Consider the following 15,130-nt stretch of genomic DNA (forward strand, 5'->3'; position numbering starts at 1 on the left):
TTCCTTATTTCTGGCATAATAGATGTATGAAACTAACGATTCAACGAATGGCTCGGATAGCCATTCTGTCAGCTCTGGCAGTAGGATTGCGGTCAGCATTTATAGGATTGCCAAATATTCAGCCTATTACAGCTATGTTTTTTGTGGCTGTTCTTTACTTGGGTTTGGTAGATGGTCTGTTGATTATGGCTTTAACCATGTCCATCTCAGGATTCATCTTTGGTTTTGGTCCTTGGGTCTTTAATCAGATTCTGGCCTTCGGCGTCTTGATGGCTCTTTGGAGTTTGATTGCACCTAGGTTGTCACTTGTTTGGCAGATTGCTTTGGTAACTCTCTTGTCCTTTCTCTATGGGGTTCTCATGGATTATAGCTATGGCCTCCTATTTAGAAGTGGGATTACCTTTGTTATTTCTGGTCTGCTTTACGACACCTATCATGCAGTATCGACGCTTCTATTCTATCCATTCATCCAGTCTATTTTTAGGAGGTTTTTGAAATGAAAAAATTATTGACCTATATTTTTCTTGCCGTATCACTTGTTACTTTAGCAGCCTGTGGAAAAAATGAGGCAGCTAAACTTACTAGCAGCACAAATAATCATCAGTCTAAGGTTCAAGGTCAAGTGACTTTGATTTTGAAAACAGATAAGGAAAGTAAGAAAAAATCAGTAGAAATCCAAAAAGGTGATACAGTACTTGATGTCTTGGAAGAAGTATATCCTGTTCAAGAAAACGATGGCTTCATCACTGAGATCGATGGTATTTCTCAAGATAAAGATAAGGGAATCTATTGGATGTTTGATGTCAATGGTAAACTTGGTGAAAAAGCAGCCAACCAACTTAAGGTTGAAGATGGCGATGAAATCAAATTCTATCAAGAAAAGTATAATTAAGATTCTGAACTCTGTTTCAGAGTCTTTTTTATAAAGTTCGGAAATAGCCTTGAAAATTTGTTTGAAAAAGTCGGAAAATTGCAAAATAACTGACGATTTAAAGGAAAATAGTTTACTTTTGTTTTAAAAGTGATATGATAAGAGGGTACTACATAAAGTAAGGAGAATAAGGTTTGGCTTTTAACAAATTGGAAAGCAGTAACAACCAGGAAATCATCTCTGAAGAAGTTGGTATCTTGAAAGAATTGTTGGATGATGCAACACGAGGCATGGCTGGAGAGCAAGGTCTCACAACTATCCAACATTTGGTTGAACTTTATGATGAAGGTGACTATGTGGCCCTTACACAAGCCATTTCAGAAATGACAAATGACGATATGGTCGTTGCATCACGTTATTTCTCTTTGTTACCTCTTTTGATTAATATCTCTGAAGACGTGGATTTGGCTTATGAAGTCAACCACAAGAACAATATTGATGAATCTTATCTAGGTAAGTTGTCTGAAACCTTTGATGTTGTCGCTGAAAGTGAAAATGCACGTGACATTCTTGAACATGTCAATGTCGTGCCGGTATTGACAGCCCACCCAACTCAGGTTCAACGTAAAACCATGCTTGAATTGACTAACCACATTCACGAACTTCTCCGTAAGCATCGTGATGTTAAGGCTGGTCTTATCAACAAGGATAAATGGTATGCAGATTTGCGTCGTTATGTAGAAATCATGATGCAAACAGATATCATTCGTGAGAAAAAACTTAAGGTTAAAAACGAAATCACTAACGTTATGGAGTATTATAACTCCTCATTGATTAAGGCGATTACGAACTTATCGCATGAATTCAAACGTTTAGCGGTTGAAAAAGGTATCAAACTTGACAATCCAACACCTATTACTATGGGGATGTGGATTGGTGGTGACCGTGACGGGAACCCATTTGTAACAGCAGAAACTCTTAAACTTTCTGCCACTGTACAAAGTGAAGTTATCCTTAACTACTATATTGAAAAAGTTGATAATCTTTACCGTTCGTTCTCCCTCTCATCACGCTTGACTGAGGTTTCAGATACAGTAGCAGAGATGGCGAAACATTCTCCAGATACATCTGTTTATCGTGAAAATGAACCTTACCGTCGTGCTTTCAGTTACATCCAGTCTAAGTTGATTCAGACACTTCTTTTCTTTAAAGAAGGAAACTTTAGCAAGGAAAGAGTTGCTAAACGTCTTTCTGAAAATGTTCGTCTAGGCTCAGCTTCAACGGGTGAAGTAGTAGCTGATTATGTGCAACAACGTCTCAGCCAAAGTCTTCAAGCTGTCTCACAACAAACGACTGAATTTTATGAAACAGCTGAGGATTTCCATGATGATCTTTTGGCAATCAAAAATTCACTTCTTGAAAACGACGATGCTGTCTTAATTTCAGGTGATTTTGAAGAGCTTCTCCAAGCTGTAGAAGTCTTTGGTTTCTATCTTGCTACAATCGATATGCGTCAGGATTCAAGCGTTCATGAAACTTGTGTGGCAGAATTGCTTAAGTCTGCTAATATTGTTGATAACTATAGTGAATTGACTGAGGTTGAAAAGGTTGCGGTTCTTCTCAAAGAATTGCAAGAAGATCCTCGTACTTTGTCATCAACTAATGTGCCTAAGTCAGAAATTCTTGAAAAAGAATTGGCAATCTTCCGTACAGCTCGTCTCTTGAAAGACTATATTGGTGAAGATGTCATCAAACAACATATCATTTCTCACACTGAGAGCGTTTCTGATATGTTTGAGTTGGCTATCCTTCTTAAAGAAGTTGGCTTGGTTGATACAGAACGTGCGCGTGTCCAAATCGTTCCACTTTTTGAAACTATCGAAGACTTGGAAAACTCTAATGATATCATGAAACAATACCTTGGTTATGATATCGTTAAACGTTGGATTAAAAATAGTAACAATTACCAAGAAATCATGTTGGGTTACTCAGACTCTAACAAAGATGGTGGTTACTTGTCATCTGGTTGGACCCTCTACAAGGCTCAAAATGAATTGACTAAGATTGGGGAAGAGCGTGGTATTAAGATTACCTTCTTCCATGGTCGTGGTGGTACTGTTGGTCGTGGTGGTGGCCCATCATATGATGCCATTACTTCTCAACCATTTGGTACAATCAAAGACCGTATCCGCTTGACTGAACAAGGTGAGGTTATCGGTAATAAATATGGCAACAAGGATGCTGCTTACTACAATCTTGAAATGCTTGTTTCAGCTGCTCTTGACCGTATGGTGACACGTCAAATTGCCGATCCAGAAGAATTGGTTGATTTCCGTGAGGTTATGGACGGAATTGTTCACGATTCAAATGTTATTTATCGTGACCTTGTCTTTGGAAACGAACATTTCTATGATTACTTCTTTGAAGCAAGCCCTATTAAAGAAGTCTCAAGTTTGAATATCGGTTCTCGTCCAGCGGCTCGTAAGACTATTACTGAGATTTCTGGTCTGCGTGCGATTCCTTGGGTATTCTCATGGTCACAAAACCGTATCATGTTCCCAGGTTGGTATGGTGTGGGTTCTGCCTTTAATCGCTTTATCCAAGCTGAAGAAGGCAACCTCGAGAAACTTCAACATATGTTTGAAACATGGCCATTCTTCCGTTCACTTTTGTCAAACGTAGACATGGTGCTTTCAAAATCAGATATGAATATCGCCTTCCACTATGCACAATTGGCAGAAAGTGAAGAAGTTCGTAGTGTCTTCAATATTATTTTGGATGAGTGGCAGTTGACTAAAGATGTCATTCTTGCGATTGAAAAACATGATGGCTTCCTAGATGAGAGTCCGTCACTTAAAGCAAGTTTGGACTTCCGTTTGCCATACTTCAATGTCTTGAACTACATCCAAATTGAATTGATTAAACGTCTTCGTAACAATGATTTGACCGATGACGAAATTAGCCTTATTCACATTACCATCAATGGTATTGCAACAGGTCTTCGTAACTCTGGTTAATCAAGTAAAGTTCATCACTTTAGTGGTGGGCTTTTTGTTATGAGAAAATTTCTGTTATAATAGGACCATGATTGCTATGGAAACGATTGAAAAGCTGTCCAAAGAAAAGCTTCCCATGATAACTGTCTTGGCTGGTGAAGATTTAGGGCAGTATAGTCAAGCTAAAGAAAAATTTTTAAAACAAATTGGTTTCGATCCCAGTGACTTGACCTATTCTTATTTTGATATGTCAGAGACTGATTATCATGATGCTGAGCTCGATTTAGAAAGTATGCCTTTTTTTGCAGATGAGAAGGTGGTCATTTTTGATCATTTCGCAGATATGACTACTGCTAAAAAGTCGTATCTGGATGAGAAAGAGTTGAAGCGTCTTGAAAATTATCTTGAGTCTCCTGTTGAAACAACTCGTCTTGTCTTAATGTCTGCAGGAAAGCTAGATGGAAAGCGTCGTTTAGTCAAACTTCTCAAACGTGATGCCATGGTGCTTGAAGCTAGTCCTTTAAAAGATGCAGAACTTAGAACCTATTTTCAAAAGCAGGCGCATCAAGAGGGGCTTACTTTTGATACAGGAGTTTTTGAGGAACTTTTGATCAAGTCAAATTTTGATTTTTCAGATGTTCAAAAAAACTTAGCTTTTCTAAAGGGATATAAAACTGAAGGGAATATCTCATCACAGGACATTGCGGAGGCCATTCCGAAAAGTTTGCAAGATAACATTTTTGATATGACGCAACTTCTTATACGAGGACAGATTCAGAGCGTTCGTGAATTGGTTCATGATTTACGGCTGCAGGGTGAAGATGAGATTAAGTTGATTGCTGTTATGTTGGGACAGTTTCGTACCTATTTACAGGTTAAACTTTTATCTGCTCAAGGTAAAAGTGAGCAGCAAATTGTTTCAAGTCTCTCAGATTATCTAGGGCGTAAAGTTAATCAGTTTCAGGTTCGTTTCGCACTGAGAGATAGCCGTCCCTTATCAGTAGCATTCTTAAAGATGACGATTAAGATTTTAGTAGAGACAGATTACCAGATAAAAACAGGAACTTTAGATAAAGACTACTTGTTTGATTTAGCACTTTTAAAAATTCTATCAAACCGCTAGAGGTTTAGAGTTTTCTATGATTTTGTAAGCAAAATTTTTGAAAGCTCTACCACTTTGCGGTAAAATGAAGAAAAAATGAAAAGAGGACCTTTACTATGGCAATTATTCTTCCAGACCTTCCTTACGCATATGATGCTTTGGAACCATACATTGATGCTGAAACAATGACTCTTCACCACGATAAACACCATGCAACTTATGTAGCAAATGCTAATGCTGCTCTTGAAAAACACCCAGAAATTGGTGAAGACCTTGAAGCACTTTTGGGTGATGTGGAACAAATCCCAGCTGATATTCGTCAAGCACTTATTAATAATGGTGGTGGACACCTTAACCACGCACTTTTCTGGGAACTTTTGTCTCCTGAAAAACAAGAACCAACTGCTGAAGTAGCAGCTGCTATTAACGAAGCTTTCGGATCATTTGAAGCCTTCCAAGAAGCTTTCACAGCAGCAGCAACAACTCGTTTTGGTTCAGGTTGGGCATGGCTTGTTGTTAACAATGAAGGTAAACTTGAAGTTGTTTCAACTGCTAACCAAGACACTCCTATCTCAGACGGTAAGAAACCAATCTTGGCGCTTGATGTTTGGGAGCATGCTTACTACCTAAACTACCGTAACGTACGTCCAAACTACATCAAAGCTTTCTTTGAAATCATTAACTGGAATAAAGTTGCTGAGCTTTATGCAGCAGCTAAATAAGTTTAAAATTATCCTCACTATTGGGGATAATTTTTTGTAATATGATTGTAAAATCTCCTTGCTTTTTAGTGAATTATAGCTTAAACTATTATTGTTATGAAAAAAAAGAAAAAACATTCAAGCAAGAAGTACAGTGGAAGTCGCCGAAAAACTAAAGATAAAAAGAAAGATTCGGTAAAACAAGACCTTCAACAAGACGTCAAGAAAGACACTAAAGATACTAAAAAAGATGTCAAAAAAGGCGCTAAAAAGGCCAACAAAAAAGAAGCGAAAAAAGATACAAAAAAGGTTTCTAAAAAATCAGCAGACAAAAAAGTAGCTGAAGAAACAGTAGTACCAGTTGAGCACAAGGAAAAAGAAACAAAAACTGAAACCTTGGCACTTAGAAGTAAACGCTCTAAGAAATCTAAATCAAAATCATCTCGTGATGATAAAAAAGCATATCTTATCTTAGCCTTCCTAGGTGTTCTGGTAATACTTTTGTTTGTTGCCATGCTTGCTTTAGCAGGACGTGGGAAAAAAGCTGGTCACACCGGTAGCCTTGGAAATATCTTCGGCTCTAGTTCTAAAGTCACTAAAAAAGAAGACAAAGAAAAAGAGGAAAAAGTAACTCCAACTAATAAATCAGCCGAAGCTAAACAAGCAGTCATGGAAGCAGATGCAGATACCATGTATGGTAATGGATTGTATTATGATTATGCTAACATGACATTGAACCAAGTGGTTGAAGCTTTTATGGCTGACCAAGGTATCGAGTCTAGCCAAATTGCCTTTTCATATAAAAATACCAAGACAAATGAGCAATTCTCTATGAATGATACTCAGCCAATGACTGCAGGATCAACTTATAAATTGCCACTAAACATGCTTGTCATGGATGAGGTTAACAAAGGTAAACTTTCTTTAACTGAACGTTTTGATATTACTAATACTGAGTATGAATACCAAGGTGAACATGATAATTATGTTGCTGCTTTCGGTGGTTCAATGACTATTCCAGAAATGCAAGAGTACTCTCTTGTTTACTCTGAGAATACTCCTGCCTACGCTTTGGCGGAGCGCCTTGGTGGTATGGAAAAATTCTATGGCATGCTCGATAAATACGGTAAATCAAAAGGTGAAGTGAAAACTATCCAAATGCATGGTAATAAGACAACGACGGATTATTACATCCAAGTTTTGGATTACCTTTGGAAACACCAAGATAATTACAAGGATATTCTCCACTACATTGGTGAGTCATTCCCTAATGAGTACTACAAGACATATCTTCCTAATCTGACAATTTATCAAAAACCAGGTTATGTCCGTGAAGCACTTAACGTTGATGCTATCGTTATGGAAGATACACCTTATATGGTTGCAATCTATACACGTTACCTTGGTGGATCAACTGAAAATTCAGATGAAATCAGCGGTTGGGGTCTCCAACAATTAGGAATGCTCTCTTATGTTATTAATGAGTGGCACCGTGTTAATATGAACTAATAAAGAAAGCCGAGTTTATCGGCTTTTTTCTATACAATTGAATAAAAGGTAAGAAGTACAATCCCTAGAAAAAGAAATGGGACAAATGCGATACATTCCTTAAGATTTCTTCGTATAAGGAAGTACGCTAGCCCTAATAGGCACGCAAGCTCGATAGTTAGAAGTATTTTTGAAAATGGGAAAATAAGTGAGGCACTTGCTAAGTAGAGAAAATCACCTTCCCCAATGTTTAGATGTTTTATAAAAGAAAGGAAAGCGAGGATTATCCCTATGGCAAATGTGAGGTAATAGTTGCCCATGAATAGGAGTGGGACTGTTCCAACTATCCAAATCAGAAGTGGATAGGATTTCTGTTTCAAATCAAAAATAGATAAACAAAGGCTGAAGTAAAGAAAGTAGGTTACTTCAAGACTTAAAAAGTCATAGAAATATAGAAGACATATTACCCCACAAAATATTTCCATAAAGAGGTAACGAAAAGGGATAGGAGACTGACATGAACGACATCGAGATCTTAAGAAAAGTTGTGAGAGGATAGGAATCATCTCGGAAAAACGCAACTGATGCTTGCAATGGCTACAGTGACTACTAGGAAAAATAATCGAGTTCTCAGGAAAACGATCACAAACTAGTCCGATAAATGAGCCTAAGGAGGCTCCTAGAAAAAAATAAATAATGCTTAACATACCTAATTATTCGAAAAAGAATGAGAAAAAGCATTTCACTTGCATATTATTTAGAAATATTCTAAAATAAAAGTGTAAATAATAGTAATTCTAAATAAGGAGAATTAATATGGTAGATTCAATTAAAGAAACAATCAATGAAACAGTTAACCAACAAGCTGAAACTCCAACAAATACAAAAACTAAAGCAGTTTTGAATCAAGCAGTTGCTGATTTGTCTGTAGCAGCTTCAATTGTTCACCAAGTTCATTGGTATATGCGTGGTCCTGGTTTCCTCTATCTTCATCCAAAAATGGATGAATTGATGGATAGTTTGAATGCTCATCTTGATGTTATTAGTGAACGTTTGATTACTATCGGTGGGGAACCATACTCAACTTTGGTAGAATTTTCATCTAATTCAGGCTTGACTGAAACTACTGGTACATTTGATAAGCCAATGTCTGATCAAATTCAATTATTGGTTGATACATACAAATATTTGTCAGTATTGTTCCAAGTTGGTTTGGATATCACAGATGAAGAAGGAGATGCTCCTTCAAATGATATCTTCACTGCAGCTAAATCTGAAATTGATAAGACAATCTGGATGTTGACTGCTGAGCTTGGACAAGCGCCAGGCTTGAGATAAGCATTTTTGAGTTAAGATGATTGTCAAGAGTTCCTCTAAAAGTGTATAATAGATGTAAAATACTTTTAGAAGAAGGGAGGCGGAGATATGTCTGAGCATCGACGTAGTCTAGGCGTTTATGAAGATGTCCTAAATCAGTTAAAAGCTAAGGGAATTCGGTTGACGGAATCTCGTAAAGCTGTTATTCGCTATTTGATGATGTCTGATCAACATCCTAGTGCAGATGTGATATATTATGATCTTCTCCCTGACAATCCTGGGATGAGTTTGGCGACAGTCTATAACAACCTGAAGGTATTGGTTGAAGAAGGAATTGTCTCTGAAATTAAGGTTAATAATGATAATACAACCTATTATGATTTTATGGGACATGATCACTTAAATATTGTTTGTGAAAAATGCGGTCACATTACCGACTTAGACCTACCAATTCCGTCTTTCAAGGAAGAGGTAGAATCACAAATTGGTTTTCGCATTACTCGTGAACAGATGATATTACATGGAATTTGCCCAAACTGTCAATAACCTGAGTCTTAATGACTTAGGTTTTTTAAGTCTTGAAGTATACAATAATCTGTAAAGGTTTTCAAAACTATCTTGTCATGGCAGAAGCTTTTTGCTAAAATATTGCTATGAAAACTTTATATGACGTTCAACAGTTGTTGAAACAGTTTGGCATAGTGGTTTACCTAGGGAAAAGGCTCTATGATATCGAAATGATGAAGATTGAATTAGAAGCCCTCTACCAGAATGGTTTAGTGGACAAGGACAACTATCTTACTGCTGAAATGATTTTACGACGTGAACATCGCATTGAAATGGAGAAAGAAAATGGCTAAAAAACTCTTAGGAATTGACCTTGGTGGAACAACTGTTAAGTTTGGTATTTTGACTTCGGAAGGTGAAGTGCAAGAAAAATGGGCTATTGAGACAAATACGCTTGAAAATGGTCGCCACATCGTTCCTAACATTGTAGAATCTTTGAAACACCGTTTGGAAATGTATGGACTTACTGCTGAAGACTTCATTGGAATTGGTATGGGATCTCCAGGTGCAGTTGACCGTGAAAATAAAACAGTAACGGGTGCTTTTAACTTGAACTGGGCAGATACTCAAGAAGTTGGCTCTGTCATTGAAAAAGAACTTGGTATTCCATTCGCTATTGATAATGATGCTAATGTGGCTGCACTGGGGGAACGTTGGGTTGGTGCTGGTGCTAACAATCCAGATGTTGTCTTTGTAACATTGGGTACAGGTGTTGGTGGCGGTGTTATCGCTGATGGTAATTTAATTCATGGTGTTGCCGGTGCTGGTGGTGAAATTGGTCACATTATTGTTGAACCTGAAACAGGATTTGAATGTACATGCGGAAACAAGGGGTGTTTGGAAACTGTAGCTTCAGCAACAGGTGTTGTACGTTTAGCACGTCATTTGGCAGAAGGATACGAAGGGAACTCTTCTATTAAAGCTGCTGTAGATAATGGTGAGCAAGTGACAAGTAAAGATATCTTCGTAGCTGCTGCTGAAGGTGATAAGTTTGCTAATAGCATTGTTGATAAAGTCTCTCAATACCTCGGACTTGCAACAGCAAACATTTCAAACATTCTTAACCCAGATTCAGTTGTAATCGGTGGTGGTGTTTCAGCAGCTGGTGAATTCTTGCGTAGCCGTGTTGAAGGATACTTTACACGTTATGCATTCCCACAAGTTCGCCGTACAACAAAAGTGAAATTAGCAGAGCTTGGAAATGATGCTGGTATTATTGGAGCTGCTAGTCTTGCACTTACAATTGATAACTAATGACAGAAGGTGTGTCTGACCAATTATAGGTGGACAGCACCTTTTTCTTGTTGAAAAACGTTTACAATCAGCTGAGCTCTGCCATTTTGTTGAAAATGTGGTATACTTTAAAAGTTGAAATAAAAATTAAAGAGGAAAAAATGACTAAACTTAGAGAAGATATCCGTAACGTAGCCATCATTGCCCACGTTGACCACGGTAAAACAACACTTGTTGATGAATTGTTGAAACAATCACACACTCTTGATGAGCGTAAAGAGCTTGATGAGCGTGCAATGGACTCAAACGATCTTGAAAAAGAACGTGGAATTACAATTCTTGCCAAAAATACAGCTGTTGCTTATAACGGTACACGTATCAACATCATGGATACACCAGGTCACGCGGACTTCGGTGGAGAAGTTGAACGTATCATGAAAATGGTTGATGGGGTTGTCCTTGTTGTCGATGCCTACGAAGGTACAATGCCTCAAACACGTTTTGTGCTGAAAAAAGCGCTTGAGCAAAACTTGACACCTATCGTTGTTGTTAACAAGATTGATAAACCATCAGCACGTCCTGAAGAAGTTGTTGATGAAGTTCTTGAACTCTTCATCGAGCTTGGTGCCGATGATGATCAGTTGGAATTCCCAGTTGTGTATGCGTCAGCGATTAACGGTACATCATCATTGTCAGATAACCCTGCTGATCAAGAGCACACTATGGCTCCAATCTTTGACACTATTATTGATCACATCCCAGCTCCTGTAGATAACTCAGATGAACCTCTTCAATTCCAAGTGTCGCTTCTTGACTACAATGATTTCGTTGGTCGTATCGGTATTGGACGTATCTTCCGTGGAACTGTAAAAGTTGGTGACCAAGTTACCCTTTCAAAACTTGACGGAACAACAAAGAACTTCCGTGTTACTAAACTTTTCGGTTTCTTTGGTTTGGAACGTCGTGAAATTGAAGAAGCAAAAGCTGGTGATTTGATTGCCATCTCAGGTATGGAAGACATCTTCGTTGGTGAAACAATTACACCAACTGATGCTGTTGAACCATTGCCAGTTCTTCGTATTGACGAACCAACACTTCAAATGACTTTCTTGGCGAATAACTCACCATTTGCCGGCCGTGAAGGTAAACACGTGACATCACGTAAGGTTGAAGAGCGTCTTTTGGCAGAGTTGCAAACAGACGTTTCTCTTCGTGTTGATCCAACTGATTCTCCAGATAAATGGACTGTATCAGGTCGTGGTGAATTGCACTTGTCTATCCTTATTGAAACAATGCGTCGTGAAGGATACGAACTTCAAGTGTCTCGTCCAGAAGTTATCATCAAAGAAATTGATGGCGTGAAATGTGAGCCATTTGAACGTGTTCAAATTGATACTCCAGAAGAGTACCAAGGTTCTATCATTCAAGCCCTTTCAGAACGTAAAGGTGATATGCTTGATATGCAAATGGTTGGTAACGGTCAAACTCGCCTTATCTTCCTTGTACCAGCTCGTGGACTTATCGGATTCTCTACTGAATTCTTGTCTATGACACGTGGTTACGGTATCATGAACCATACCTTCGACCAATACTTGCCAGTTGTTGCTGGTGAAATTGGTGGACGTCACCGTGGTGCCCTCGTTTCTATCGATACAGGTAAAGCGACAACTTACTCAATTATGCGTATTGAAGAACGTGGTACAATCTTTGTTAACCCAGGTACTGAAGTTTATGAAGGTATGATTGTTGGTGAAAATGCTCGTGAAAATGACCTTGGTGTCAATATCACTACAGCAAAACAAATGACAAACGTGCGTTCAGCAACTAAGGACCAAACGGCAGTTATCAAGACTCCACGTATCTTGACTCTTGAAGAATCACTTGAATTCTTGGATGATGATGAATACATGGAAGTAACGCCTGAATCTATCCGCTTGCGTAAACAAATTTTGAATAAAGCAGAGCGTGATAAAGCCAATAAACGTAAGAAAAAAGCAGCAGAAGCTGAATAATATATAGAGAGGAGAAGAGATGTTTTATCTGATTGTTGCTGTATTGATTGCATCATTCTATTTCTTTATTGCACCAAAGTCGGTAAAAAACACCATGAATCTTCTCTTTGTCATGGCTACCTTAGCATTGCTCCTACTTTTGGCAGTGCTATCAATCATTAAATTCTTCAGCCTACCTGGTGAGTTCTTTGTTACAGTTGGAATGCTTGTATTGAGCTATTTCACCTTGAAAGATTTTTTCGCCATGTCGGAGCTTAATCATGAAAAAGCTGAGCATGAGGATAAATAAGTAGCATGAGATTAAAAGTCAGTCTGATAGATTGGCTTTTTCTTTTACCAAGAAGAGGTAACTCCTTGAAATAGCTTGGGATAAAGGGTAAAATGATTATGATACAATTTGAGAGAATGGACGAATTATGAAATCAGTAACACAATTTGAAAATAAAAAAGTTTTGGTCCTTGGCTTGGCTAAATCTGGCGAAGCAGCTGCCCGCCTATTGGCTAAGTTGGGTGCTATTGTCACAGTAAATGATGGTAAACCATTTGAGGAAAATCCATCGGCTCAAGCCCTTCTTGAAGAAGGCATTAAGGTTGTTTGCGGCGGACATCCTCTTGAACTTTTGGATGAAAATTTTGAATTAATGGTGAAAAATCCTGGAATTCGTTATGACAATCCAATGGTAGCTCGTGCACTAGAAAAAGGTATTCCTGTTTGGACTGAAGTGGAATTGGCCTATCTAGTATCTGAAGCACCTATTATCGGTATTACAGGGTCAAATGGTAAGACAACAACGACAACTATGATTGCTGATGTCCTAAATCATGGTGGTAAATCAGGTGTCTTGTCTGGGAATATTGGTTTCCCTGCGTCAGAAGTTGCACAGTCAGTAACTAATCAAGATACCTTAGTTATGGAATTGTCTTCTTTCCAATTGATGGGGATTGACAGCTTCCATCCACATATTGCTGTGATTACTAACTTGATGCCGACACATATTGACTATCATGGTAGTTTTGAAGCATATGTGGCTGCCAAGTGGAATATTCAAAATCAAATGACTGTGGATGATTTTGTTGTTTTGAACTTCAATCAAGATTTAGCTAAGGAATTAGCTACACAAACTAAGGCACAAGTAGTTCCATTCTCAACAGTGGAAAAAGTAGATGGTGCCTATCTTGAAAATGGTGCTCTTTACTTCAAAGGTGAATTAGTGATGCAAGCTGATGAAATTGGCGTTCCTGGTAGTCACAATGTTGAAAATGCCTTGGCAACTATAGCTGTAGCAAAATTGTCAGGTATTTCAAACCAAGCTATAAAGGAAACCCTCGCAAGTTTTGGTGGTGTTAAGCACCGTCTCCAATTCGTTGATACTATCGATGAAGTGAAATTCTATAATGATAGTAAGTCAACTAATATTTTAGCGACACAAAAAGCACTTTCTGGTTTTGATAATAGTAAAGTCATTTTGATTGCTGGTGGTTTGGACCGTGGTAATGAATTTGATGAACTCATTCCTGACATTACCGATCTTAAGAAAATGGTGATTTTAGGGGAATCAGCTCCTCGTGTCAAGCGTGCTGCTGATAAAGCAGGAGTAACTTATCTTGATGCCAAAGATGTGGCAGATGCGACACGTATTGCTTTTGATCAAGCCAGTGCAGGAGATGTTGTCTTGTTGAGCCCTGCAAATGCAAGCTGGGATATGTACAAGAATTTCGAAGTGCGTGGTGACGAATTTATCACAACTGTTGAGCAATTGAAGGGATAGGCTATGGCAAAAGCGAAAAAAATTGTTTTTACCGGTGGTGGAACTGTTGGACATGTGACTTTAAATCTTATCTTAATTCCAAAATTTCTAAAAGATGGATGGGAAGTGCACTATATTGGTGATAAGCACGGAATTGAACACGAGCAAATTGATAAATCTGGCTTGGATGTGACATTCCATAGTATTGCTACAGGTAAACTACGTCGTTATTTCTCATGGCAAAATATGTTGGATGTCTTTAAAGTTGGTTGGGGGATTCTACAGTCAATTGCAATTATTGCCAAGATTCGTCCTCAAGCACTCTTTTCAAAAGGTGGATTTGTCTCAGTGCCACCGGTAATTGCTTCTAAGTTATTAGGCGTTCCTGTATATGTACATGAGTCTGATCTTTCTATGGGCTTGGCCAATAAGATTGCCTATAAATTTGCGACTACTATGTTTACGACTTTTGAACAATCTAAAGGATTGGCGAAGACAAAACATATAGGTGCTATTACAAAGGTAGGGATGGCAACGTCCAATCAGTCTGATACTCTGGATAAGATTAAAGTACAGTTTGATGACAAGTTAAAAACTGTCCTTTTCATAGGTGGATCAGCTGGTGCAAAGGTATTTAATGATTTTATTAGTAATACTCCACAACTGACTGAAAAATATAATGTCATTAATATTTCTGGAGACTCTTCATTGAATACCTTAGAACGTCATCTTTATAGAGTTGATTATGTGACAGATTTGTATCAACCTCTTATGGATACGGCAGATTTAGTTGTCACTCGTGGTGGTTCAAATACGATTTTTGAATTGTTAGCTATGAAAAAACTTCATTTAATTATTCCTTTAGGGAAAGAAGCTAGCCGAGGAGACCAACTTGAAAATGCTGCCTATTTTGAACGAAAAGGTTACGCACGTCAATTACAGGAAGCAGAGTTAAGTTGGGAAACCTTAAATCATGAGCTTGAACAACTTGTTGAACATGCAGAGACTTACAAAGAAGCTATGGCTAAATCTGAGGAAATTACTTCTCCTGATGATTTTTATAACCTATTAGTGACTAGTATTTCAAAAAAATAA

General features: G+C 38.1%; 15 protein-coding genes. 14 read left to right on the forward strand and 1 reads right to left on the reverse strand.

The genetic code is table 11. The features are described 5' to 3' along the window. The first annotated feature begins 26 nt into the window (after window positions 1-26). From H7U02_RS04945 to H7U02_RS04970, 6 genes are all read left to right on the forward strand, one after another. Window positions 27-500, forward strand: coding sequence for a substrate-specific component CbrT of cobalamin ECF transporter (locus H7U02_RS04945; RefSeq protein WP_021147012.1), 474 nt, complete (start codon window positions 27-29; stop codon window positions 498-500). Then, entirely contained in the window at window positions 497-892 is a 396-nt protein-coding gene (locus tag H7U02_RS04950) for a DUF4430 domain-containing protein (protein ID WP_070438914.1), read from the forward strand. Before H7U02_RS04945 ends, H7U02_RS04950 begins: the two co-directional genes overlap by 4 nt. A gap of 173 nt (window positions 893-1,065) precedes the next feature. Continuing rightward, on the forward strand, window positions 1,066-3,888 hold the full coding sequence (gene ppc / locus H7U02_RS04955; protein WP_002890650.1) for a phosphoenolpyruvate carboxylase: 2,823 nt from the start codon (window positions 1,066-1,068) through the stop codon (window positions 3,886-3,888). Between the two features lie 67 nt (window positions 3,889-3,955). After that, on the forward strand, window positions 3,956-4,990 hold the full coding sequence (gene holA / locus H7U02_RS04960) for a DNA polymerase III subunit delta (protein ID WP_073685349.1): 1,035 nt from the start codon (window positions 3,956-3,958) through the stop codon (window positions 4,988-4,990). Between the two features lie 95 nt (window positions 4,991-5,085). Continuing rightward, the gene (sodA, locus tag H7U02_RS04965) at window positions 5,086-5,691 is read left to right on the forward strand and encodes a superoxide dismutase SodA (protein ID WP_060972751.1); all 606 of its coding nucleotides are present in this window, start codon (window positions 5,086-5,088) and stop codon (window positions 5,689-5,691) included. A gap of 96 nt (window positions 5,692-5,787) precedes the next feature. Next, window positions 5,788-7,179 (forward strand): serine hydrolase, encoded by a 1,392-nt coding sequence (locus H7U02_RS04970; RefSeq protein ID WP_110980980.1) that lies wholly within the window; start codon window positions 5,788-5,790, stop codon window positions 7,177-7,179. A gap of 29 nt (window positions 7,180-7,208) precedes the next feature. Here H7U02_RS04970 and H7U02_RS04975 read toward each other — a convergent pair whose 3' ends face one another. Beyond that, window positions 7,209-7,865, reverse strand: coding sequence for a prepilin peptidase (locus H7U02_RS04975; protein ID WP_110980979.1), 657 nt, complete (start codon window positions 7,863-7,865; stop codon window positions 7,209-7,211). Between the two features lie 109 nt (window positions 7,866-7,974). Between H7U02_RS04975 and H7U02_RS04980 the strand changes: the two genes are divergently transcribed. From H7U02_RS04980 to H7U02_RS05015, 8 genes are all read left to right on the forward strand, one after another. Beyond that, window positions 7,975-8,496: a Dps family protein gene (locus H7U02_RS04980; protein ID WP_037600458.1), complete on the forward strand. Its 522-nt coding sequence runs from the start codon at window positions 7,975-7,977 to the stop codon at window positions 8,494-8,496. Window positions 8,497-8,583: 87 nt separating this feature from the next. After that, window positions 8,584-9,021 carry a Fur family transcriptional regulator gene (locus H7U02_RS04985; RefSeq protein WP_107372893.1) on the forward strand — a complete coding sequence of 146 codons (438 nt, stop codon included), beginning with the start codon at window positions 8,584-8,586 and terminating at the stop codon, window positions 9,019-9,021. A gap of 107 nt (window positions 9,022-9,128) precedes the next feature. Further along, entirely contained in the window at window positions 9,129-9,335 is a 207-nt protein-coding gene (locus H7U02_RS04990; protein ID WP_002890657.1) for a YqgQ family protein, read from the forward strand. Beyond that, window positions 9,328-10,296 (forward strand): ROK family glucokinase, encoded by a 969-nt coding sequence (locus tag H7U02_RS04995; protein ID WP_110980978.1) that lies wholly within the window; start codon window positions 9,328-9,330, stop codon window positions 10,294-10,296. Before H7U02_RS04990 ends, H7U02_RS04995 begins: the two co-directional genes overlap by 8 nt. 140 nt (window positions 10,297-10,436) lie before the next feature. Further along, complete coding sequence (gene typA, locus H7U02_RS05000) at window positions 10,437-12,287, forward strand: translational GTPase TypA (RefSeq protein WP_002884130.1); 1,851 nt, start codon at window positions 10,437-10,439, stop codon at window positions 12,285-12,287. 19 nt (window positions 12,288-12,306) lie between these two features. Further along, entirely contained in the window at window positions 12,307-12,576 is a 270-nt protein-coding gene (locus H7U02_RS05005) for a DUF3165 family protein (RefSeq protein ID WP_002890660.1), read from the forward strand. 127 nt (window positions 12,577-12,703) lie between these two features. Next, window positions 12,704-14,056, forward strand: coding sequence for a UDP-N-acetylmuramoyl-L-alanine--D-glutamate ligase (gene murD, locus H7U02_RS05010; RefSeq protein WP_049554182.1), 1,353 nt, complete (start codon window positions 12,704-12,706; stop codon window positions 14,054-14,056). Between the two features lie 3 nt (window positions 14,057-14,059). Continuing rightward, window positions 14,060-15,130, forward strand: coding sequence for a UDP-N-acetylglucosamine--N-acetylmuramyl-(pentapeptide) pyrophosphoryl-undecaprenol N-acetylglucosamine transferase (locus tag H7U02_RS05015; RefSeq protein ID WP_156685200.1), 1,071 nt, complete (start codon window positions 14,060-14,062; stop codon window positions 15,128-15,130).

It is taken from the genome of Streptococcus sp. 3.1 (assembly GCF_016648915.1).
In the GTDB taxonomy this organism is placed as follows: Bacteria; Bacillota; Bacilli; order Lactobacillales; family Streptococcaceae; genus Streptococcus; species Streptococcus salivarius_E.

Bases quoted from the DNA above. Each gene is read 5' to 3' on its own strand.
- H7U02_RS04950 (WP_070438914.1), top strand. From the start codon at position 497: ATGAAAAAATTATTGACCTATATTTTTCTTGCCGTATCACTTGTTACT.
- H7U02_RS04980 (WP_037600458.1), top strand. From the start codon at position 7,975: ATGGTAGATTCAATTAAAGAAACAATCAATGAAACAGTTAACCAACAA.
- sodA (WP_060972751.1), top strand. From the start codon at position 5,086: ATGGCAATTATTCTTCCAGACCTTCCTTACGCATATGATGCTTTGGAA.
- H7U02_RS04995 (WP_110980978.1), top strand. From the start codon at position 9,328: ATGGCTAAAAAACTCTTAGGAATTGACCTTGGTGGAACAACTGTTAAG.
- H7U02_RS04945 (WP_021147012.1), top strand. From the start codon at position 27: ATGAAACTAACGATTCAACGAATGGCTCGGATAGCCATTCTGTCAGCT.
- H7U02_RS04975 (WP_110980979.1), bottom strand. From the start codon at position 7,865: ATGTTAAGCATTATTTATTTTTTTCTAGGAGCCTCCTTAGGCTCATTT.
- H7U02_RS05005 (WP_002890660.1), top strand. From the start codon at position 12,307: ATGTTTTATCTGATTGTTGCTGTATTGATTGCATCATTCTATTTCTTT.
- H7U02_RS04990 (WP_002890657.1), top strand. From the start codon at position 9,129: ATGAAAACTTTATATGACGTTCAACAGTTGTTGAAACAGTTTGGCATA.
- H7U02_RS04970 (WP_110980980.1), top strand. From the start codon at position 5,788: ATGAAAAAAAAGAAAAAACATTCAAGCAAGAAGTACAGTGGAAGTCGC.
- holA (WP_073685349.1), top strand. From the start codon at position 3,956: ATGATTGCTATGGAAACGATTGAAAAGCTGTCCAAAGAAAAGCTTCCC.
- typA (WP_002884130.1), top strand. From the start codon at position 10,437: ATGACTAAACTTAGAGAAGATATCCGTAACGTAGCCATCATTGCCCAC.
- H7U02_RS04985 (WP_107372893.1), top strand. From the start codon at position 8,584: ATGTCTGAGCATCGACGTAGTCTAGGCGTTTATGAAGATGTCCTAAAT.
- murD (WP_049554182.1), top strand. From the start codon at position 12,704: ATGAAATCAGTAACACAATTTGAAAATAAAAAAGTTTTGGTCCTTGGC.
- H7U02_RS05015 (WP_156685200.1), top strand. From the start codon at position 14,060: ATGGCAAAAGCGAAAAAAATTGTTTTTACCGGTGGTGGAACTGTTGGA.